General features: G+C 54.4%; 16 protein-coding genes. 7 read left to right on the forward strand and 9 right to left on the reverse strand.

Annotation, left to right across the window (positions count from 1 at the left end; translation table 11 throughout):
- Positions 1-45 precede the first annotated feature (45 nt).
- Complete coding sequence (locus QY332_06425; GenBank protein ID WKZ37568.1) at positions 46-762, forward strand: class I SAM-dependent methyltransferase; 717 nt, start codon at positions 46-48, stop codon at positions 760-762.
- Here the strand turns inward: QY332_06425 and QY332_06430 are convergent.
- The 3 genes from QY332_06430 to QY332_06440 are packed head-to-tail and all read right to left on the reverse strand — an operon-like array spanning position 759 to position 7,319.
- Positions 759-3,860: a histidine kinase N-terminal 7TM domain-containing protein gene (locus QY332_06430; GenBank protein WKZ37569.1), complete on the reverse strand. Its 3,102-nt coding sequence runs from the start codon at positions 3,858-3,860 to the stop codon at positions 759-761. The genes QY332_06425 and QY332_06430 overlap by 4 nt on opposite strands.
- Before the next feature lie 54 nt (positions 3,861-3,914).
- Positions 3,915-4,904, reverse strand: coding sequence for a hypothetical protein (locus QY332_06435; protein WKZ37570.1), 990 nt, complete (start codon positions 4,902-4,904; stop codon positions 3,915-3,917).
- Between the two features lie 15 nt (positions 4,905-4,919).
- Positions 4,920-7,319: a hypothetical protein gene (locus QY332_06440; GenBank protein WKZ37571.1), complete on the reverse strand. Its 2,400-nt coding sequence runs from the start codon at positions 7,317-7,319 to the stop codon at positions 4,920-4,922.
- A gap of 66 nt (positions 7,320-7,385) precedes the next feature.
- Here QY332_06440 and QY332_06445 point away from each other — a divergent pair, with 66 nt between their 5' ends.
- Positions 7,386-8,396: a GNAT family N-acetyltransferase gene (locus QY332_06445; protein ID WKZ37572.1), complete on the forward strand. Its 1,011-nt coding sequence runs from the start codon at positions 7,386-7,388 to the stop codon at positions 8,394-8,396.
- A gap of 46 nt (positions 8,397-8,442) precedes the next feature.
- Here QY332_06445 and QY332_06450 read toward each other — a convergent pair whose 3' ends face one another.
- The gene (locus tag QY332_06450) at positions 8,443-9,927 is read right to left on the reverse strand and encodes an aspartate ammonia-lyase (GenBank protein WKZ37573.1); all 1,485 of its coding nucleotides are present in this window, start codon (positions 9,925-9,927) and stop codon (positions 8,443-8,445) included.
- 167 nt (positions 9,928-10,094) lie between these two features.
- Here QY332_06450 and QY332_06455 point away from each other — a divergent pair, with 167 nt between their 5' ends.
- Genes QY332_06455 through QY332_06475 form a run of 5 tightly spaced genes read left to right on the forward strand, consistent with a single transcriptional unit; the run spans position 10,095 to position 15,874 of the window.
- Entirely contained in the window at positions 10,095-13,067 is a 2,973-nt protein-coding gene (locus QY332_06455) for a PAS domain S-box protein (protein WKZ37574.1), read from the forward strand.
- A 46-nt stretch (positions 13,068-13,113) separates the two neighbouring features.
- Positions 13,114-14,019: a hypothetical protein gene (locus QY332_06460; GenBank protein ID WKZ37575.1), complete on the forward strand. Its 906-nt coding sequence runs from the start codon at positions 13,114-13,116 to the stop codon at positions 14,017-14,019.
- 2 nt (positions 14,020-14,021) lie between these two features.
- On the forward strand, positions 14,022-14,912 hold the full coding sequence (locus tag QY332_06465) for an NTP transferase domain-containing protein (GenBank protein ID WKZ37576.1): 891 nt from the start codon (positions 14,022-14,024) through the stop codon (positions 14,910-14,912).
- Entirely contained in the window at positions 14,909-15,469 is a 561-nt protein-coding gene (locus tag QY332_06470; protein WKZ37577.1) for a phosphatase PAP2 family protein, read from the forward strand. Before QY332_06465 ends, QY332_06470 begins: the two co-directional genes overlap by 4 nt.
- A gap of 6 nt (positions 15,470-15,475) precedes the next feature.
- On the forward strand, positions 15,476-15,874 hold the full coding sequence (locus QY332_06475) for a DNA-binding protein (protein ID WKZ37578.1): 399 nt from the start codon (positions 15,476-15,478) through the stop codon (positions 15,872-15,874).
- Positions 15,875-15,926: 52 nt separating this feature from the next.
- Here the strand turns inward: QY332_06475 and QY332_06480 are convergent, their stop codons facing one another.
- The 5 genes from QY332_06480 to QY332_06500 all read right to left on the reverse strand — a co-directional run bounded on the left by QY332_06480 (position 15,927) and on the right by QY332_06500 (position 20,175).
- Positions 15,927-16,721, reverse strand: a complete 795-nt coding sequence (locus tag QY332_06480) for an ABC transporter ATP-binding protein (protein WKZ37579.1) — start codon at positions 16,719-16,721, stop codon at positions 15,927-15,929.
- Positions 16,718-17,608, reverse strand: a complete 891-nt coding sequence (locus QY332_06485; GenBank protein WKZ37580.1) for an ABC transporter ATP-binding protein — start codon at positions 17,606-17,608, stop codon at positions 16,718-16,720. The genes QY332_06480 and QY332_06485 overlap by 4 nt, the downstream gene beginning before the upstream one ends.
- A gap of 7 nt (positions 17,609-17,615) precedes the next feature.
- A complete protein-coding gene (locus QY332_06490; GenBank protein WKZ37581.1) occupies positions 17,616-18,395 on the reverse strand; it encodes an energy-coupling factor transporter transmembrane component T in 780 nt (259 codons plus the stop codon).
- A gap of 78 nt (positions 18,396-18,473) precedes the next feature.
- Positions 18,474-19,163: a hypothetical protein gene (locus QY332_06495; GenBank protein ID WKZ37582.1), complete on the reverse strand. Its 690-nt coding sequence runs from the start codon at positions 19,161-19,163 to the stop codon at positions 18,474-18,476.
- Positions 19,164-19,227: 64 nt separating this feature from the next.
- A complete protein-coding gene (locus QY332_06500) occupies positions 19,228-20,175 on the reverse strand; it encodes a nucleoside hydrolase (GenBank protein WKZ37583.1) in 948 nt (315 codons plus the stop codon).
- Position 20,176: the final 1 nt, after the last annotated feature.

The following is a 20,176-nucleotide window of genomic DNA, read 5'->3' on the forward strand; positions in this document are numbered from 1 at the left end:
CGGGATTATACCGTCATGGTATGCCCGAATGGGTATAATCCCGTCATGAATCCAGATATAACCGACCGCCTCCTTGCGATAAACCGTGAATTTTACAACCGCTTCGGCGATTCCTTTTCCGCCACGCGCCGGCGTCTGCAGCCCGGTGTAAAGAAAATGCTTGCCTCCATTCAGGATGCTGAATCCGTTTTGGATCTGGGATGTGGGAACGGGCATTTCCTGCGCGAGTTGGGCAGGCGTGGTCATAAGGCGGCGCTTCTCGGCGTGGACTTCAGCCTGCCCCTGCTGCGAGACGCAGAATCCAGTCCCGGGGTTGAGTTCCGCGAGCTTGATCTGACGAAACTTTCAGCATTACTGCATCACATTTCAACAGATGGCGGATGGTCGGTCATAACGATGTTCGCCGTCCTTCATCATATTCCTGCGCATGAAATCCGCCTGGATATTTTGCGGTGTGTGAGATCATGCTTGAGACCGGATGGAAGATTTATCCTGTCCAACTGGCAGTTCATGAACAGCGATAAATTGAAATCCAGAATCCAACCCTGGGGCAGGGTCGGGCTTTCGGATGACGATGTGGACGAAGGGGATTATTTGCTGGACTGGCGAAGCGGGGGTGAGGGACTGCGGTACACGCACCATTTTTCAGCGGAGGAACTGCTTGGGCTGGCTGAACAGGCTGGGATGCGCGTGAGCGCGTCCTTTTTATCTGACGGGGAAAACGGCCGGCTTGGGCTTTATCAGGTCTGGTCAAATCTTTAAACCGTTTCGTTCACCATGACGCAATTGCGTCCCGCATGTTTTGCGTTGTAGAGCGCGCCATCCGCCCGCTCGATCAGCGTTTGCAGTGTCTCCGCGGCGTTTGCCTCGGTAACCCCGATGCTGACGGTGATGGACAGCGGCCCTGCATCGGTGGTGAAAGATCCGTTCATAATGGACAGGCGCAGGCGTTCCGCAAAACGCCTTGCGGATTCAAGATTTGTTTCAGGCAGAATGATCACAAACTCCTCGCCGCCATATCTGCCGATCAGGTCGATGGCGCGTGAGTTGTTCCTGCAGCGGTCTGCAAGTTTATGCAGGATCTGATCCCCTATTGTGTGACTAAATTGGTCGTTGACCGTTTTGAAGTGGTCAATGTCGAAGATGACCGCGCAGAGAGGCCGTTGGATGCGGTGTGCGCGCTGCAATTCGAATTCGCCGAATTGGAACAACCCGCGGCGGTTGAGCAGACCGGTCAATGCGTCGGTGACCGCCTGGCTTTGCGCCTCTTCAAAGATGCGTGCATTTTCCAGTGCAATGGCAACCTGGTTTGAAAATTCAGATGCGCTTTTGATGTCTTCTTCCTTGAAATGGTTCGATTTGGTGCTGTCAATGGTAAGCAAGCCAATTATTTTCCCCTGAAAGATAAGCGGCACCCCCAGCCACGAGCGGATGTGGAGGTTGCCAATTTCGTTGAAATTGGGATATTGATCATCTGTTTCGGGAATATAATGCGGCTTTCCAGTTCCCATCACAATGCTGTTGGGTTCACCCGTAATTGGGAAGCGTATGCCCAGTATGGATTTTGGATCCGCAAAGCCCCGCCCGCCGACGATCACCAGTTCATTCCCATCCAGCAGTTGCACCGATGCACTATCGCACGGGATGACCTGGTTGAGCTGCTCGAGGATGCGATTCACCGTCTCATTGGTGGCAAGCGTTTCGGCGACCGTTGCGCTGGCCTTTCGCAAGGTTTCGGATGCATCAGCGCGGCGCTGGGCTTTTTCCACCGCCTGGTATTTTTCCATCGCAAGGGCGATCAAACCTGCTGCCTGTTCACTGATGGCGATCTCCTCGGGTTGGAAATTATGCGGCTGTTCAAAGGTAAGCATGATCGCGCCCATCCTTTTCCCGCCGGAGACCAGGGGCAGGACAAGGATGGACTGGAACGGGAAGACCTTTTTCAGCCGGTATTGGTTATATGGCGGGATGTTTGCATCTTCAATCACGAGGGTGTGATTTTCCCTGAAAGCCAGTTCGGTAAACGTGCCCTCACCGGGAGTGGCGCGAAGCGAAAGGTACGTATCACGGTATGGACCATACGCTGACAGCGGCACGGGTTGTTCCTGTTCTTCATCCCAGCGGGAGAGGAAACATCCATCCGCTTTTATCAATTCCCCCAGACGGTCCACGACGATTTGCGCCATGGAGTCAAGGTCGTCGGATTGCAGGGCTGCAAGTACGATCTCGTGCAGAAGGTTTAATGTGTGCTGGCGGCGCACCAGCTTCTGTTCGGTACGGGCGCGCGTCTCCGCCGAGCCGAAAATATTGGCGGCAATATGGAGCGCCTCCAGCTCCGTGGTTGTCCAGCGCCGTTCATGACGGCATTCATCGAACATGATGAACCCCCACCACTGGTTGTCGACGAAGATCGGCATCACCGCGATGGAAATGCTCCCCTGTCTTTGCAGGAAATTTTTTTCATCCTCGGGAAAATCACGTACCATGCCATAAATGGGATGCCCCTGCGAAAGGGTGTTTTCCCATCTGCCGAATCCGGATCTGTGGAGCGACACATGCTGTAAGGCCGGGTTATTGATCTGTGAAGAGACGCCGGGTGCCGCCCATTCATAACACAGGCTCGAATGTGCCCCGCCGTTTTTATCGATGTAATTCATTACCACGTGGATGCGACTCACGTCCGCGGCCCGCCCGATCTTTTCCAAAACCGCGGGGATATTATGTTCCCATGCGGATTCTTTCAGGAATTGTTCGGCGGCAAGGTTGATGGAAGACATGATCGATTCACGGCGGCTGATTGCCATTTCCGTGTTTTTGCGTTCCGTGATATCGTGCAGGATAATCATGCTGTCGGATGGGGCTCGATCTTGAAAGATGTTTAACTGGTGCAGGGGAGAGACGGTCACATCATACACCCTGGCCTGGCTGCCCTGCCCGATCACGATCTCGGCCCGATGTTCACCGCCTGTCAGGTAGTGTGCCAGTTTTGCCCCAAAGGTTTCCGAAACATCGCCAAGCGGCTGGCCGACCGCTTCATTTTCCATGCAATTGAACAGGCCCTCCGTAACCGGGTTGATGTATACGATGCGTTGATGCGGGTTCAGCACGATCACCCCATCCCTCATGTTTTTCAACACGGTTAAATGCTCAAGCGGCAGCACGTCAAATAGATGGTATCTCGCAATCGCCCACGCAAGCCCCAGTGCCATCGGCAAAAAGAACAGGGGCGCAAGGTCCAGGTTTTTGACGGGGCCGGTTCCGCTGACGAAGACCAGACTGCCGCCCAGCGGGATGAGGATGCTCAGCACCACGAGACTGATTTGGATGCGGTAGATGCCCGGTCTCTGAAGCAGTTCGATAATAAGCAGGGTGCTTGCAAGGATCAGCAATCCATAGGAGAAAACGGCATGGATCCAAAAGAAAACCCCAAAGCGGACATTCAGCAATGTGATCCCCGCGAACTCGGTAATGGTTTCCATGTCCCACATCAGGTGGTGGAATGGATTTGTCCACACGAGAAGCAGGATCAGAGTTGGAATGACCCAGATCAAAAGCCTTGTGCGCGGCGTGAGCAGGCTTCGTTTGCCAATGAATTCAACGGCAAAGAACAGCATGAAAACAGGGATGGACACGATGCCAATGTATTCAACACTGGTAAAGAACAATTTTAAATGCAGCTGCGGAAAGTATATCTCCAGGCTGTATGCAAAGGCCCAGATGGAAAGCCCCAGCATTGTCCATGCAAACGGCGTGACGGCCACGGCCGGGCGTTTGCGCCATGCGAATAATCCCAGCCACGCATAGGGGACTGCGGCAAGGAGAAATACCAATGGAACATTCAGATCAAGATTAGTTAACATGACGCACTATAAAAAATACTTCGCGCCTTATTCAGGAGCGAAGTAAAAACCCTTTTATACAATTAGCAGTTGAGGAGCAACAACGTATTGCCACCAGTTGTTGTGGATCCCATTTCTGCGTCCCGCCACGCGGGGAAAGTGGTTGAACCACCATTTATGATGCGCTCGTCCGTCACCCCTGCCCCATGCAGATGAATTGACAATGCGTACGTTCCCTTTGAAATTCGGGAAGTTCAAAAACCAGTCGTCGCACTCGCTTTTGACCGGGGTGGGGTTGTTCCAGTCATAGTCGCTCTGGCTGTTGGGCGCAAAGTGGATGTTTCCGCAGGCCGCCCTGCCTGGTGCGATCTTTTCATACAGTGTGAAGCGCCTCCACAAATTCGCTTCGCCCGCCAGTTTGCTGAAGGTCTTTTCCATGATGGATTCGGCGCGGTGACCGTAGGCCTCCAGCATTTCACCGATTTGCCTTTCGTAGGAAAATCCCATCACAACAAAACGGCGTTTACTGGCGGAGGTGTTTGCCAGCGGGGGGGAATTGCACCAGAATGCGCCCGGCCCGCCCATGCTGGATTCGTAAAAACCTGCATGGGGGTAGCCAAAGATCCACACTTCGTCTATTTCGTTCCTCGCCACGCGCTGCAGGATGTTGTATTTTTTAAGGATGGCGTTATAGTCCGCTTGCTGCGGAGTGTGCGGCGGGGCTGTACGGTTCAGGATATCCAGATACGTTTGCGGGGTATATCGAAAGCCGTCGGTCTTGGCGGGAAATTCATCCACATCCACACGCTGGACGATCTCATACCGCGCCATTCCGCCGCTGACCTCGAGCAGGTCTGCCATGAAACCGGTGACCAGGTCTGAAACGTTGAACCACTTTTGCTGTTGTGAAAGCGTCATTCCCGTGGACCTGTCCATGACGGGGTCATATACGATCAGGAACACCTTGCTGCGTGTGATCTGCGCCGGCTCGGTTGCGCTATCCGCGGGAAATTTTTGGCGGGCAGGTTTGAAAAGATTGGAGAAAAAATCAAAAGTTCTTAACATCGGTTCTCCTTGAAGTCAAGGCATGTTTAATGCAAAATAAACCTGACCATCCACTGCAAGATATAACACATGATTGGGGCTGACCGCCACCGCACTGGCGGGTCTCAAAGGGATTGGATTGTTCTCTCCCAATGTCGGCTGGATCAGGTTTTGCAGTTCCAGCAGTCGGGGCGAAAACCGCATCACACTTTGCGAATCCGCATCCAACAGCAGGATGGATTGATCCGGTAATACCGCGCGCATTACTTTTATGAAGTGCGCATTTCCAAACAGGTCGATCCCTTCATAGGCTTTGAACGGATTGACCATCGGCAGTGGGTCCTGGCATTGGGACGAATTTGTGTCGACACGGCTGTAGGTGCAATTGGAGACGCGCCCGTCGGCATGCAGCATGTAGAGTTCATCCCCGGCGATGACGAAATCAATCACATCCTGGGTTGGGGTCTGTTTGCTGAAGAAGAAGGTGGGACGGTCAACGTAGCTGCCGTCTTTCCCGTTATAGACCCATACCGCGCGTGACGGCGCATCCAGTACATAGAGATTTCCGTTTTCCATTCGAAAGGCTGTGACGCGCCCCCAGTTTGTGTCCGGTGTCGGCAGGCGAACGGCTTGTGCCACCTCGCCCGGCGTGCAATAGAGCAGGTTGCCGCTTGCGTCGATGCCCAGCACGACGGCTCTATTGGATGTTAAGCCCGGCAATGCAAGGATGTCCACAAGTGGGCCGACAGTGATGTTGCCATACGCACCGGGCCTGCAATTGAAGGTTGCATCCAGTTGGAAACCGCGCCCGCCGGAGGCGGGGAAGGCGCGCAGCACTTCCCCGTTGGCCGGGTTGAGCAGGAACAGGTCCGTTTCACCCGCCGCCATGCGGCTCGCGTTAATATTGAGTTTGGTGCTGAACGCAGGGTTGAATTGGATGCGTACGATGCCCAGCAGTGTATCGCGATTCTCGTTCGCTTCCTTGCGGAGGTTGATCGTATCTGAAGTCTGACGGTGTGCCTCGGCACGATCCACGTTTTGCAGGACATTTTCCCATGCAATCCGCTGTTCAACAGGGTTGCCGAGCAGGACAGCCTGGTCGCGTGTCTGTTGTGCCTGCCGCAGATAGGTATCGTATTGCTCGCTGCGTCCGTAGCGCAGATAGACCACGCTCGCGATCGTGACCACGACCAACGGGATCAGGATCGCCAGGAACATCATCAGTGCTGAGGATGGCATGGAGGACGTCCCGCCCTCATTTGTATTTGGCAGGAGACGCGGAAGGAAGTTGCGGAGTCTTTCGCCGGCCGTGTCGCCCAGACGACGGCTAGCCTGGATTCCACCCGCGATCATTTTGGCAGTCTGACGAGTCCGTGCGGAGGGTTCCCGCGGCGCTTCGGGCTCTTCCATCTTTTCCGCGTCAACATTCTCTGCGCCGTTGGATTCAGGCGATTCATTCTGAGCAGGGTCATCGCTGATTGTCTGTGGCTTTGGTGCCGCCCTCGGAATGGATGCGGGAAATTCGCGCGGTACCGTGTTGCCCGGGAGATGCCTCATGGATGTTGGCTGTCCCGGTGGGAGTGGCTCCTCCTGCTGCGGCGGGATGGCATATGCAGAGGGTTGCAGGACATGTGCCGGCGAGGTGACAGGCGACTCAGGCGTGGGTTCTGTTCCTGCGCGGCGAGGCAGGCTCGAGGTCGGATCAAGATGCGGTGTTTCGTCTTCTTTTTTTCCTTCCTGGATTTCGGCAGACCCCTTTAATAGATTCAAGCCTCCTGTGCCGTCCGTCGCTTGCAGGAGAACGGCATTCAAGTCATCATGGGTGAGCGTGGACAGCCGGCGGCGCATGGCCTCCAGCGAGGAGGGACGCGGGTCGTTCAGTGTGCCGTCCCACGCGCTGGGCGCCCTCCCAAAAAAGAGCATGCGGTCTCCCGCGCTCAACTTGGCCTGCGCGTAATACATGGTTGTGTTTTGGCTGATGCCAAGCCCCTTGCCCGATGAACTGGGTTCATGGATGTGACGGGTTTCATTTTTTCCAAACCAATACACATGCATGAGACCGCTCATGGAAAGGGTTAATTGCGCCTCGCGCAGTGCCGCGAGCGTGAGCCAGCCGTTTACATATTGTCCGATCCCGCTGGTGGTCATGTTTCTTTCGAGCAGGTTTTTATTGACAGTTTCCGTTGCGGCGCGCAGTGCGCTGGTCAGCGACCCGGATGTCTGGTAAAAAACATCAGCCGCACCCTGCGCCACCTGCAAATATTCAGACGTTGAAAAGACGGCATTGCCCGCCAGCAGCAAATACACCACCAGGCGTTCCTGGGATCGAACACGCGTCGCATTGGCCGGCGGTGTTAATGCGAGCAAACCGGGCAGGCTGGTGATTTCCCGTCCATTATTGCGATAGAGCGGTGTGAGAGTAAGATCAATGCCCATGTAAGAATAAGTCCTTATTGCCTGTCAAAGGTTACGCTTTGATTATACTGGTAAAATTTGGCGGCCATGAACTATACACTCCATAAGGATTTTTCCCAACTCGACGCGCAAGAATGGAACGCACTGTTAAAGGAAGCGGCAGGCGATTTTCCATTTTTGCGTTATGAATACCAACATGCCTGGTGGGAGCATCGTGGCGGCGGCGAATGGCCGGTTGCTGAACTTCTGCTCATCACTGCCCGTGAAGGTGACAAACTCATCGGCATTGCGCCGCTTTTCATGGCGGAATACGACGGCCGGCAAGCCCTGCTTTTGAACGGAAGCATTGAAATTTCCGATTATCTGGACGTGATCGTGCGGACGGATGACCATGCGCGATTCGTCACCGGGGTATTGGATTTCCTCGCTTCCAGCGCAGTCGACAACTGGTCTGCCCTCGATTGGTACAACCTGCCCGATGACTCTCCCACGCTTGCCGTGCTCCAGGCGGAATCCACTGCGCGCGGCTGGGAGCATCATGAAGAGGTCTATCGTCCCACTCCGCGCATCGTGTTAAACGGTTCTTTTGAAGACTATCTTGCAAGCATTGACAAGAAACAACGCCATGAGATCAAACGCAAGATGCGCCGTGCCGCTGAGTCCGGGCGGGTGCGTTTTTCTGTGGTGGGCAAGGATGCCGACATCGAACCCGAGTTGGAATCCTTTTTCCACTTGATGGTCCAGGATCCCAACAAGGCCCTTTTTCTCAAGGATGTGATGCGCCACCAGATGTCCGAGGTCATTCGCGGCGCGCACAAAAGCGGCTATCTCTGGCTTGCCTTCCTGGACGTGGACGGCGTGAAAGCCGCGGCAGCGCTTAATTTTGATTACAACAATAAACTCTGGGGGTATAACTCCGGTGTCAGCCGCGACCACATGGAACTCTCCCCCGGCTGGGTTCTGCTTGGGAACGTTATTCAGTGGTGCTGCGAAAACGGACGCCGCGAATTCGATTTCATGCGCGGCGATGAGGAATATAAATACCGCTTTGGAGCGGTGAAAAGGCACGTGATGCGGGCGAGGGTCACAAAAAAATAAAAACAGGGACTCGGCAGCGCCGAGTCCTGTTTTTATTTATCCAGACCTAGCCGCCGCCGGCTCCGCCGACAATCCCGCCTTCCGTCAACTTGTGCAGGTCACCCAGCGCGGATTCAATCTCTTCCACTGACACGGGCCGGTCTTCATCGCGGTGTTTTAGCTTGCCGGACTTCGCCTTTTCCATCGCCAGCTCTTTGATGGAGGCATTGGATGCCAGTGCCTCTTTTACCAGTGCGGCTCCCTGTGAATATCCGATTACGGGATTCAGGGCCGTCACAATGATCGCGTTCTTCCCCAGCCAGCCCTCCGCTTTTTCGCGGTTGGCGGTCACACCTTTTACGGCGCGTTCGGTAAATGCATTGACCGAGCCGATCATCACCTGCATCATCTCGAACAGGTTGTGCGCGATGATCGGCATCATCACGTTCAATTCCAGCTGCCCTGCCTGTGCCGCAAGCGCCACCGTTGTGTCACACCCGATGACGTGGAACATGGCCTGGTTAAGCATCTCCGCCAGCACGGGATTCACCTTGCCCGGCATGATGGACGAACCCGGCTGAACGGCGGGTAATCTGATTTCGTCGAGACCAGTCGATGGTCCGGATGAAAGGAGGCGGAAGTCGTTTGCAATGCGGATGAGAGTCAATGCCAGTGTGCGCAGCGAGGCGGAAAAGTCCACTGCATCCGCCATGGATTGCATGGACTCGAACAGGTTGTCGGATGTGCGCAGTTCCAGTCCGCTGATCTCGGACAGTTTCTTCACCATGCGCGCATGATATTCGGGATGCGCGTTCAAGCCGGAGCCGACGGCTGTCCCGCCGATACCAAGCCGACGCAAACCCTTGGCAGAGCGTTCGATGCGTTCGATGTCGCGTTCGACCGCTTTGGCATACGCGCCGAACTCCTGACCGAGCCGCACGGGGACGGCATCCTGCAAATGTGTGCGCCCCGATTTGACGATGTCATCGAATTCACCCGCCTTCGCTTCGAGCGTGGATTGCAGATTTTTGAGCGAAGTCAGCAGTTCCTCCAGCCGCCACAACGCGCCAAGACGAATGCAGGTGGGAATCACGTCATTGGTGGATTGCGCCATGTTGATATGGTCGTTCGGGTGGGCGTAGTACTTGCCGATCTCCCCGCCGAGTATCAATGTAGCGCGGTTGGCGATCACCTCATTCGAGTTCATGTTGTGACTCGTCCCCGCGCCAGCCTGAAAGGGATCGACGACGAACTGGTCGTTCCACTGTCCGTCCATCACTTCGGCGGCGGCTTGGGCAATGGTTTCCGCCAGTTGTTTGGCAGTGAAGTGTTTTCCGTCCACTTCGCGGTCGTTGAACAAGCCGAGATCATGGTTAACCAGCGCCGCGGCGCGTTTCACCGCCGCAATCGACCAAACGAACGCGCGCCAGGGTTTCAAGCCGCTGATGGGGAAGTTGTCCACTGCGCGCTGGGTCTGCACGCCGTATAGGGCTGTTGCCGGCACCTGCAATTCCCCCAGAGAATCCTTTTCCTTGCGAAAATCCTGAGCCATGCTGCCTCCCGAAACAATCGTTTTTTTATTATTTTACACCTTTCCAAATGAAGGAACACAAACCAGTTTCAGGGAAGCAACAGGAGCGGGGTTTTCCCGAAACACCGGGCGGAAAATAGGACACATCACACTCGGTTTCCGTCATGGACATGTTATATAATGATTGCATGTTTGAGCGCTTCCGCCGCCTGTTTAACGCTCCCATTTTCTCCGATGAGGAGAAAACGCACAATTCGCAAATTATTAATGCTTTTGGATGGGTGGTCATCACCGTCCTGCTCATCCTTTATATTTGGCGCTGGGTGAGCGGGGAATGGCTGAGTTATTCCTCCCGTTATGTTTTTCCGATCCTCATTCTGATCGTACTCGTGTCGCTGTTCATGCTCCACCGCGGGTATGTGCGCGGTGCGGGCGTTTTTTTGGTGGCGTTCACCTGGTTGGGACTCACCTATCAAGCCTCGCAATCGACTGGGCTTCGCGATGTCGCGACCATGTCCTATCTCGCCATCATCCTGCTGGCGGGTCTCCTGCTTGGCTGGCGGGAAGGTTTGTTAACGGGCATGGTCAGCCTGGCAATGATATGGTATTTCGCTATTCAAGAACAGCACGGAATTTACCAGTTTCGGGCAGACCCTCCCCTCAGCTTTGCGCGCGACCTGACCGCCGTTTTCATCGCCACCGGAGTTCTTGTTTATCTCCTGATTCATAAACTGAATCGTTCGCTCACGGACGCGCGCCTGGAATTGAAAGAACGCCTGCGGGCGGATGAAAAATTGCAGGTCCAGGCGAGATATCTGACCGCGCTTCACGAGACCGCCCTTGGCCTGGTCAACCGCCTTGAACTTAATCCTCTCCTTGAGTCTGTCCTCACCTATGCGAGCGACTTGTTAAACACCCCCCATGTCGGGATAGACCTGCTCCTGCCGGACGAGTCCGCATTAAGGCAGGAACTGGGATACGGCATTTTTACAGACTACAACGGTGCGCTCACTCAAAAGGGTCTTGGCTTGAACGGTAAAGTTTGGGAGCAGGGAAAAACCATCCTTACCCAAAACTACGAAGCATGGCACGGAAAAAACCCCGAAGCGCTGAGTCTTGGGTTTGCTGCCGTGATCGGGGTGCCGCTGAAATCCGGCCCAAAAGTTGTCGGTACACTGCTCGTTGCATCCACGGATAAAAAAAAGAAATTCACGTCCGAACAGATCATCCTGCTGGAACGGCTTGCCGCGCTGGCGTCGCTTGCCATTGATAATGCCCGCCTTTATGAAAAGGCGCAAAAAGAGATCAATGAGCGAAAGATAATCGAGCAGGACCTGCGTTCCAGCGAGGAGCGTTTCCGCAAGGTTTTTAATAATAACAATATCGCCATTTCGATCGTCACCCTTGAAGAGGGCATATTCCTGGAGGCAAACGAAGCCTTCTGGCAATTGACCGGGCTTTCCCCGGGGCAGGCGCTTGGGCGTTCCTCATTGGCATTCAATCTATGGAAAACCCCTGCAGACCGCGCCAGGTTTGTGCGGGACCTGCTCGAAAAAGGCTCCTTGCAAAACGTTGAAGTTGAATTTCCAGGCAAGGGACACAACCAAAAACCGTCCATTGCCTATTATGAATTGATAAACATCAAGGATCAGCGTTGCATCCTTTGTATGTTCTATGACATCTCGGAACAGCGCCAGGCGGAACGCGCACTCAAGGAAAGCGAGGAACGCTTCCGCAAGGTATTCCACACCAGCCCGGTGGCGATCTGCCTCACCACCCTCGAAGAAGGACGCCTGCTCGACGCGAACGCTGCATACTGGAAGCTTACCGGCTACAACCCGCAGGCATCCATTGGCAGGACAATGATGGAATTGGAGGCGTGGTCCTCCGAGGAGGAACGGAAAGCCTTTACAAACGAGCTCATGGAAAAACGCTCCATTCTAAATCCGAATTATGAATTCGAGGACTACATAACCAGGGCGCCCCGTTATGCCATCGCCATATATGAATTAATGGATATCCGGGAACAGACCTGTCTTCTATCCATGTTCTATGATGTCACGGAACAAAAGCTGGCGCAGGACGCCCTGCAAAGCACAGAGGCACGAACGCGCGCCATCCTCGAGTCCATTCCAGATATGATCTTTGAGATATCGAAGGAGGGGGTGTTTTTGGATTTCATGGCGTCGGCTGAAATTTCACCTCTGATGCCGCCCGATGAATTTATCGGCAGGAACATCAGGGAATTATTCCCGCCGGCGATTGCCGGGCAAACCATGTTTGCGCTTGAGCGTGTACTTGCCACAAGCCAGCTGCATGCGTTTGAATATGGGGTGCCGCCCGGGGATGAGACCCAGTTCTTTGAAGCGCGGGTTACCGCGGTCACCTCCGAATCCGCCATCATTATGGTGCGCGATATCAGCCAGCGGAAATGGGTGGAGACCGAGCGCGAGAAATTGATCCAGGAACTGGAAGGCAAGAATAGTGAACTGGAACGCTTCACCTACACCGTCTCGCACGATCTAAAATCCCCGCTGATCACCATCAAGGGCTTTCTCGGATTTCTGGAACAGGACGCAGCCAGCGGGAACATCGCCCGCCTGAAAGCCGATACAAAACGGATTGCAGACGCCACCGATAATATGCAGGCCCTGCTCAATGAACTGCTTGAACTTTCACGCGTTGGGCGTTTGGTGAACCCGCACCAGGAGGTCCCCTTCGAGGAGATCGTCCGTGAGGCGCTGGAGCTTGTGCATGGCAGAGTGCATGCAAACTCCGTTCAGGTGTGTGTACAGGAAAACCTGCCGACCGTCCATGGAGACCGTCGGCGGCTGATCGAGATCCTGCAAAATTTAATTGATAACGCCGCAAAATTTGCCGGCTCCCACCCGAATCCTCTGATTGAGATCGGGCAGGATGGACATGAAGACGGCAGGCCGATCTTCTTTATCAGGGATAATGGCGTGGGCATTGACCCTGCTCACCATGAGAGGATCTTCGGGCTGTTCAACAAACTGGATGCGAACTCCGAAGGGACGGGCGTTGGCCTCGCCCTCGTGAAGAGAATTGTCGAGATTCACGGAGGCAGGATCTGGGTCCGCAGCGAAGCGGGAAAAGGAGCGACTTTTTTCTTCACGCTTCAGACCAAATCCGATTCCTGATTTATGATATAACTGGCTTCATCTCACCTGTGGAGGATTCACTTATATGAAACGTGCAGTCAGCATCAGTATTGGTTCATCCAAACGTAACAAGGCTGTGGAAGTGACTTTGCTTGGCGAAAAGGTCCGCATCGAACGAATCGGCACCGACGGTGATATGGAATCCGCCGCGAAAAAGTTTCAGGAATTGGACGGGACAGTGGACGCCTTCGGCGTTGGCGGCGCGGATTTGGGGGCGATTGTCGATGGAAAATGGTACACCCTGCATTCCGTGACCCCCATGGTGCGGTTTGTCAAAAAAACCCCTCTGGTGGATGGCGGCGGGTTAAAGAACACCCTTGAAAACAAAGCCCCTGCATTTTTAGATCAAAAAATCGGCGATTATATAAACTCCCGCGGACGCAAAGTGCTGGTCACGTTGGGGATCGACCGCTGGGGACTCTCCCGGGCCTTTGCGGAGGCTGGTTATGAAACCATCTATGGCGACCTGATGTTTGGGTTGGATATTCCGATTGCCATCCACAAGGTCAAACATCTTAAGACCGCGGCGGCACTGCTGATGCCCATTGCAAGCCGCCTGCCCTTCGAGTGGATCTATCCCACGGGCGAAAAACAGGAGAAACGCACCCCCAAGTGGGGAAAATATTATGCATGGGCAACTGTGATCGCAGGCGACTGTCATTACATCAAACGTTTTATGCCTGATGATCTGACTGGCAAAGTCATTGTCACGAACACCACCACAGCGGAAGATGTGGAAACCTTCCGCAAGGCGGGCGTAAAATATCTTGTCACGACCACCCCCGTGCTTGAAGGCCGCTCCTTCGGCACGAACATGATGGAAGCCGCACTGGTGGCTGTTTCGGGAAAAAACCGCCCTTTGACCTGGCCTGAACTGGATGAAATGCTCAACAAACTCGGCTTCGAGCCGCAATTGCAGGAGTTGAACTAACCATGAAGATGAACGCAATCGTCACCGCCGGGGGGATTCCCCAGCCCGGCGACCCGTTGTATGCCTATTCCAATGGTGATTCCAAGGCGCTGATCGATGTCGCTGGCAAGCCCATGGTGCAATGGATCCTGGATGCGCTCGGCGATGCAAACCTGGTGGACCAGGTCATTGTGATTGGGCTTACGCCAAAAAGCGGGCTGACCTGCAAAAAGCCGCTTCATTACATCTCCAATCAGGGACGCATGCTGGCGAACATCGTTGCGGGTGTGAATAAATCGCTGGAGTTGAAGCCGAAAGGTGAATATGTCCTGGTCGCATCCTCCGACACCCCCGCGCTCAAAAGTGACATGGTGGACTGGCTGGTGAAGACCACCATGCAAACAAAGGACGACCTGTACTACGGCGTCTGTCCGCGTGAGGTGATGGAGGCGCGCTTCCCGACCTCCAACCGCACCTACACCAGATTGAAGGACATGGAACTTTGCGGCGCGGATATCAATGTGACCCATGTGCGCATGGTGACAGACCATCTCGATACCTGGGAACAGTTGATCGGCAACCGCAAGAGTCCGCTGCGGCAGGCCATGGTGGTTGGTCTGGATACCTTTTTTCAATTGGCAACACGCCAGTTCACCCTGCAGGGCCTGGTGGAGCGTGCCTCAGAGAGGATCGGCATCAAGGCGCGCGCCATCATCTGGGAGCGTGCCGAACCGTGCATGGATGTGGACAAACCGCACCAGCTGGAATTGATGCGCGAGGACCTCGCGCGTCAGCAGCGCAAGGCGGCGGCCGTCAAAAAACCGGCATTCAAAAAGAAAATCCAGAAGGCGAAACCCGTCCGAAAAGCGGTTTCTTCAAAAACAAAAGGGAAGGTCAAAGCAAGCAAGAAATGAACCTGCACTCCATCCTTGAGCTCGATGCCCGACTCTCCAGCCGCTTCCGTGTGGCTGAAAAGCCGGGTTTTTTACGCAATCTTGCCATTTTCTTCGCTCATTCCGGCGACTCCTGGTTTTGGGCGCTGGCGCTCATCCTCGCCTGGTTCTTTAGCGATTCCACATGGCGGAAATGGGAGACTGTTGAATTCTTCGGAATGGCAGGTCTGGCCGGCGTTGTGCTTGCCGTCAAATTTCTCGTCAAACGCAAGAGACCTGAAGGTGAATGGGGACGGATCTATCGCAACACGGACCCGCACTCCTTCCCGTCCGGGCATGCCGCCCGCGCCTTTCTGATTGCCGTAATCGGAACGGCTCTTGCCCCGCCCTGGCTTGCCTCCCTACTTTGGCTTTGGGCGCCGCTGGTGGCGCTTGCCCGGGTTGCCATGGGTGTGCATTATCTTTCTGATATTGTTGCAGGTGCAGTGCTGGGGGTTATTGTCGCACTGCTCGGCTTGCAGTTCTACCAGCCAATGATTGACTGGTTCACATCCCTAACGGGTTTTATGTTCTGGTAGATGGCGATGAAAACCCACACCTTCCGCCTCAAACCCCAGCAAGACCTGTTCGACTCCATCGCAGGGTATGCCAGACAGAATAACATCGAAGCAGGCTGCGTCCTTTCCAGCGTGGGAAGCCTGACGCACGCCACTTTGCGGTTTGCCAACCGTGATTCTTACAACGAATATGAAGGATATTTCGAGATCGTTTCCATGACGGGGACGGTCTCGATTCATGGTTCGCACCTGCATGTCGCCATCTCGGACGGCGATGGCATGACCATCGGCGGGCATCTTGTCAGCGGGTGCAAAATCTATACCACGGCCGAGATTGTCATTGCCGAGCTTGATGATGTAATTTACAAACGTGAATTATATGAAAACGATTCGGGGCATGAGGAATTGACGGTTTACAAACGGTAGGGGCGACCCGCCCTTACAATACGATTGTTCAATTGTCATTGAAGGGTCGCCCTTACTTTAATGCGTTCAAAAATTCTTCCTGATTTATCACCGTATCTTTTAACCCAAGCATTTTGCCCAGCCTCGTCAACTGCGGGGGATCGACGTAGGTGAGCGCCAAAATCTCTTCTTCGCCCAACACTTCGCGGGCGTGACCATCCAGCAAAACCTGCCCGTTTGATAACGCGATAACGCGCTCGAAATTTTCCGCGCAGAAATCGATATCATGTGTGATGGTAATGACCGTCTTGCCTTCCTTTCGCAGCTCGGCAATGACATTGGCGATGCGCGCAACATTGACCGCATCCTGTCCTGTGGTCGGTTCGTCGAAGATGACGATGGGTGTGTCCATGGCGATGATGGATGCCAGTGCCACCATTTTTCTCCATGTAGGGGACAGGTCATAGGGATTCGTCTCGGTCTGGTCGTTCAATTCGGTCAGTGCCAATGCGCGTTGGACCAGCTCGTCAATCTTTTCCTTTGCATACCTCAAATTGCGCGGACCAAATGTAACCTCGGTTAAAACATCCCTTGAAAACAATTGTTCATCAGGGTTTTGAAAGACATAGCCAACCCGCGAAGCGAGTTTCGCCACTGAATATTTTTTTGTATCCCAATCCCCGATCAAAATGGAGCCCGAGGTTGGTTGTAACAACCCGTTGAAGTGCCTCACCAGGGTCGTTTTCCCTGCACCGTTCTGCCCCACAATGGCAACCTGCTCGCCGGGGTTGATCGAGAGTGAGATTCCGCGCAGGGCTTCCACACCAGCGGGGTAGGTGAAACGGAGGTCGTTGATGGATAGTTTCATGATGGGCTGCTCAAGCCGCCTTCCTCGGCGGCGGGGACGCCGCCGGGAGAAGATTTAAACCCTTCCGCCGCCTCATCCAGAGTGACGGGTAATGTTTCCCTCTTCCACAAGCCCTGTTTTTTCGCCTCCCTTGCAACGGACGTATAGCGCGAAACACCGAAGCCGTTTTCGATCAACAGGTCTGAGGTCAGCACCTTACCGGGGCTGCCTTCGAGAAAAATTTTTCCATCCTTCAATGCAATCACGCGGTCTGCGAAGTGCGCGATCCATTCCATTTTATGTTCCACCATCACAACCGTCATGCCTTCCTGCGCCATCCTGCGGACGACGCCGAAGACTTCGCGGGTGCCGATGGGATCCATTTGCGAGGTCGGTTCGTCAAGAACGAGCAGTTTGGGCTGCATGACCAGGATCGAGGTCAGTGCGACGCGTTGCTGCTGCCCGCCGGAAAGGGAATAGGGGGAGCGGTCCGCCAGATCGAGGATGCCTGTCAGTTTCAAGGCGTGCTCCACGCGCGGTTTCATTTCCTCGCGCGGGACACCGATATTTTCCAACCCGAAGGCGATCTCTTCGAAGACGGTGTACTTCGCGCCGCTGATCTGGTTGAAGGGATTCTGGAACGCGAGACCAACGTTCAACACCCATTCATCCAGCGTGGACTCGGATGATTTTTTACCGCCCACTTCGATCTCGCCGGTCAGTTCACCTTTGAAAAAGTGCGGCACGAACCCCGCCAGCGCATAGCACAGTGTGGACTTGCCCGCTCCGTTCGGTCCGACGATGGCGACGAATTCGCCTTCCTTGATCTGCAAATTGATATCCTGCAGAACGGGCTTTTTCGTGAGCGGGTATTTGTACGTGACGTTTTGCAGGTTTACAAATGCCATGGGTTTATTAAGGGAGCCAGAAGTTAAACGAAATGGAAATGATGGCCAGGGTAATGAACACCCAGCGGGCGGCTTTATCAAAGGGTTCATCTGGAATTTCAGACAGGGATGTCTTTTCTTTTTTGGAGGTGAAGCCGCGCGCTTCGATGGCGATGGCGCGTTCCTCCACCTCGGCGAGCGAGCCGAAGACAAGCGGACCGACGAGCGGAACCACCGAGCCTGCCCGCTTAAGAAAACTGCTTTCGGTATCCAACCCGCGGGAACGCTGTGCGGCAATGATGGTCTGCGCCTTGGCGATAATTTGAGGCAGGATCTGCAGGGTCGAAATGATCACATACGAAAATTGACCGGGCAGACCGCGCCGTGAAAGGTCGGACATCAATTCGCTGGGATGGGTGGTGAGAAGGAAAAGCGTGAAGGCAGAAACCATGACAATGATGCGCGTGGCGTTCCTGAATGCGAACATCAGGCTTTCCTGTGTGATGTTCAAAAAATGGAACTCGAAGATGATGGTATCCCCGACCGGCTGGAAGAAAGCCTGCATGATGAACAGGAATCCCGCGGCAGGCAGGATGAGCCGCAGGGCGGTCCAGAAAAATTCACGCGATACTTTGCCGACGAAACTTAAGGGGAGGATGGCCAGGAGGGTCAGAAGATGGGGCATCCAATACCATTTGCTTAGGAAGCCGGTCAGGAGGAGTGAAAAAACCAGTGTTAATTTCGTAAGCGGGTTCAGGTTGTGAAGCGTGCTTTCCCGTTTTATGTGGAAGGAAAGTCTCTCATGCATAGGGGTAGATTATAAACGACAAAGGAGAGCGGGACGTATGTCCCGCTCTCCTTTCAATAAGACGTACAAAACCTGCTTTTATCCGCCGAGGATTCGCTGGAGCATAAAGGCTGCGAACAGGACAAGCAGGACGACAACGCCAATGGCGATGTACAACTGGTTCTTGTTTGCGCCGCCTTCAACCTCCACCTGCTCGGGTTTTGGATAACCGCCAATGGTGCGCTTGGGCAGGCCCAGAACGATGGCAAAGGCGATCATGGCAGTGGTGATCTTGTCCACAGGTTCAACCAGGAAGTTCGTGCTGAAGACTGCCTCCCACACGCCTGTGCCGGTCTGGAGCAGATAGGCGGTGATGAAGGATGAACCGCTGGCTGTAATGCCTCCGAACAGGTATACGCCAATGGGGGTGGAAACAATGGCAGCGGTGAGTGCGACGACAAAACCAGTCACAACCACTTTCCACCAGGACTTGAAAAAGCCCCATTGTGCCATGCGTCCAGCCATATAGCCGATCATTGCGGCGACGGGCCACCAGGGGAAGGCACCCGGGTCAATTGCGATGCCCCAAATGATATTGGAGAGCGCCCCGGTCAATGCGCCGGCCCAGGGCCCGCATAAGACAGCAACCAGGACAGTGCCAATGGAGTCGAGGTAGACAGGCAGTTTGAGCACGAGAACGATCTGCCCCACGGCGATGTTGATGGCCACGGCGATGGGGATGAGTACCCAGGCCTGGGTATTGAAATTGTTCTTGATCTTTTCAAGCATGGTTTCCTCCGGAGGATAAATTGAATGACGACCTGATTGTAATAACACTGCTTATTTGAAAATGTCACGCAATGGATTTTGCCAGTTTTTCCATCCTTTCCAGAAACAGTTCCATGAACATGCGCGGGCGCACGCCCATTGCCACCCTCATGTTCGCGGGTTTCTTCCCGTAATTATAAAAATCGGCAAATGTGTTGCCAAGCCCCACGCCGGTCGAGATGTCCACGTCCACGTACAACTCCTGATAATCACAGATCTCCGGCATGAAGGTCAGTGCCAGGGTCATCGGGTCGTTGATCACACAGCCGTCGATCTTTTGATACTCATCATGAAATTCCATGTAAAAGCGGGTTGCATCCGCGATGAACTTCGTGATCGGCGAGTCGATCTTCAACAAGCGGTTCAGATCGTCCTTCGTAAAGATGCACTGGTAGGTCACATCCAGCGGTGTAAGCGTGATCGGCATCCCTGAATGAAAAACGATGTGTGTGGCATGCGGGTCCACGAAAGTATTGTACTCCGCCAGGGCAGTGGTATTGCCCGCATGCTGGATCGCCCCGCCCATCACGAAGGCATCTTTAACATTTTCGACAATGCGCGGTTCCTTGCGTATCGCCATTGCGACGTTCGTCAGCGGACCAATCGCAACTACTGTAACTTCTCCCGGCTTCGACATGATACTGTCAATCAGGAAATCGCTGCCTTGCTGGACTTGAGGCCTGGTCTGTGGATCCGGGAGATTTGCGTAGCCCAAGCCTGTGTTCCCGTGCGTCTCCGGGCTGAGCAGGGATTCTTTCACCAGCGGCAGGTCGCAGCCTTTATATACAGGGACATGGCTGGCATTGGCGAGTTCCAAAATTGCCAGCGCATTCCGCGTCACCTGTGCGCTGGATGCGTTCCCGTGGATCGTGCTGATTCCATCGAGGACAACCTCGGGCGAGGCAAGAGCGAGCAGGATCGCCAGCGCGTCGTCGATGCCGGGGTCGGTGTCGAAAATGATGTGCTTCGGCATG

The sequence above is a fragment of the Anaerolineales bacterium genome, assembly GCA_030583885.1.
Lineage (GTDB): Bacteria > Chloroflexota > Anaerolineae > Anaerolineales > Villigracilaceae > Villigracilis.

Excerpts from the sequence above, each read along its gene's own strand:
- QY332_06455 (WKZ37574.1), top strand. The coding sequence starts at position 10,095 with ATGTTTGAGCGCTTCCGCCGCCTGTTTAACGCTCCCATTTTCTCCGAT.
- QY332_06440 (WKZ37571.1), bottom strand. The coding sequence starts at position 7,319 with ATGGGCATTGATCTTACTCTCACACCGCTCTATCGCAATAATGGACGG.
- QY332_06425 (WKZ37568.1), top strand. The coding sequence starts at position 46 with ATGAATCCAGATATAACCGACCGCCTCCTTGCGATAAACCGTGAATTT.
- QY332_06465 (WKZ37576.1), top strand. The coding sequence starts at position 14,022 with ATGAAGATGAACGCAATCGTCACCGCCGGGGGGATTCCCCAGCCCGGC.
- QY332_06480 (WKZ37579.1), bottom strand. The coding sequence starts at position 16,721 with ATGAAACTATCCATCAACGACCTCCGTTTCACCTACCCCGCTGGTGTG.
- QY332_06485 (WKZ37580.1), bottom strand. The coding sequence starts at position 17,608 with ATGGCATTTGTAAACCTGCAAAACGTCACGTACAAATACCCGCTCACG.
- QY332_06450 (WKZ37573.1), bottom strand. The coding sequence starts at position 9,927 with ATGGCTCAGGATTTTCGCAAGGAAAAGGATTCTCTGGGGGAATTGCAG.
- QY332_06430 (WKZ37569.1), bottom strand. The coding sequence starts at position 3,860 with ATGTTAACTAATCTTGATCTGAATGTTCCATTGGTATTTCTCCTTGCC.
- QY332_06445 (WKZ37572.1), top strand. The coding sequence starts at position 7,386 with ATGAACTATACACTCCATAAGGATTTTTCCCAACTCGACGCGCAAGAA.
- QY332_06460 (WKZ37575.1), top strand. The coding sequence starts at position 13,114 with ATGAAACGTGCAGTCAGCATCAGTATTGGTTCATCCAAACGTAACAAG.
- QY332_06490 (WKZ37581.1), bottom strand. The coding sequence starts at position 18,395 with ATGCATGAGAGACTTTCCTTCCACATAAAACGGGAAAGCACGCTTCAC.
- QY332_06500 (WKZ37583.1), bottom strand. The coding sequence starts at position 20,175 with ATGCCGAAGCACATCATTTTCGACACCGACCCCGGCATCGACGACGCG.
- QY332_06435 (WKZ37570.1), bottom strand. The coding sequence starts at position 4,904 with ATGTTAAGAACTTTTGATTTTTTCTCCAATCTTTTCAAACCTGCCCGC.
- QY332_06470 (WKZ37577.1), top strand. The coding sequence starts at position 14,909 with ATGAACCTGCACTCCATCCTTGAGCTCGATGCCCGACTCTCCAGCCGC.
- QY332_06495 (WKZ37582.1), bottom strand. The coding sequence starts at position 19,163 with ATGCTTGAAAAGATCAAGAACAATTTCAATACCCAGGCCTGGGTACTC.
- QY332_06475 (WKZ37578.1), top strand. The coding sequence starts at position 15,476 with ATGAAAACCCACACCTTCCGCCTCAAACCCCAGCAAGACCTGTTCGAC.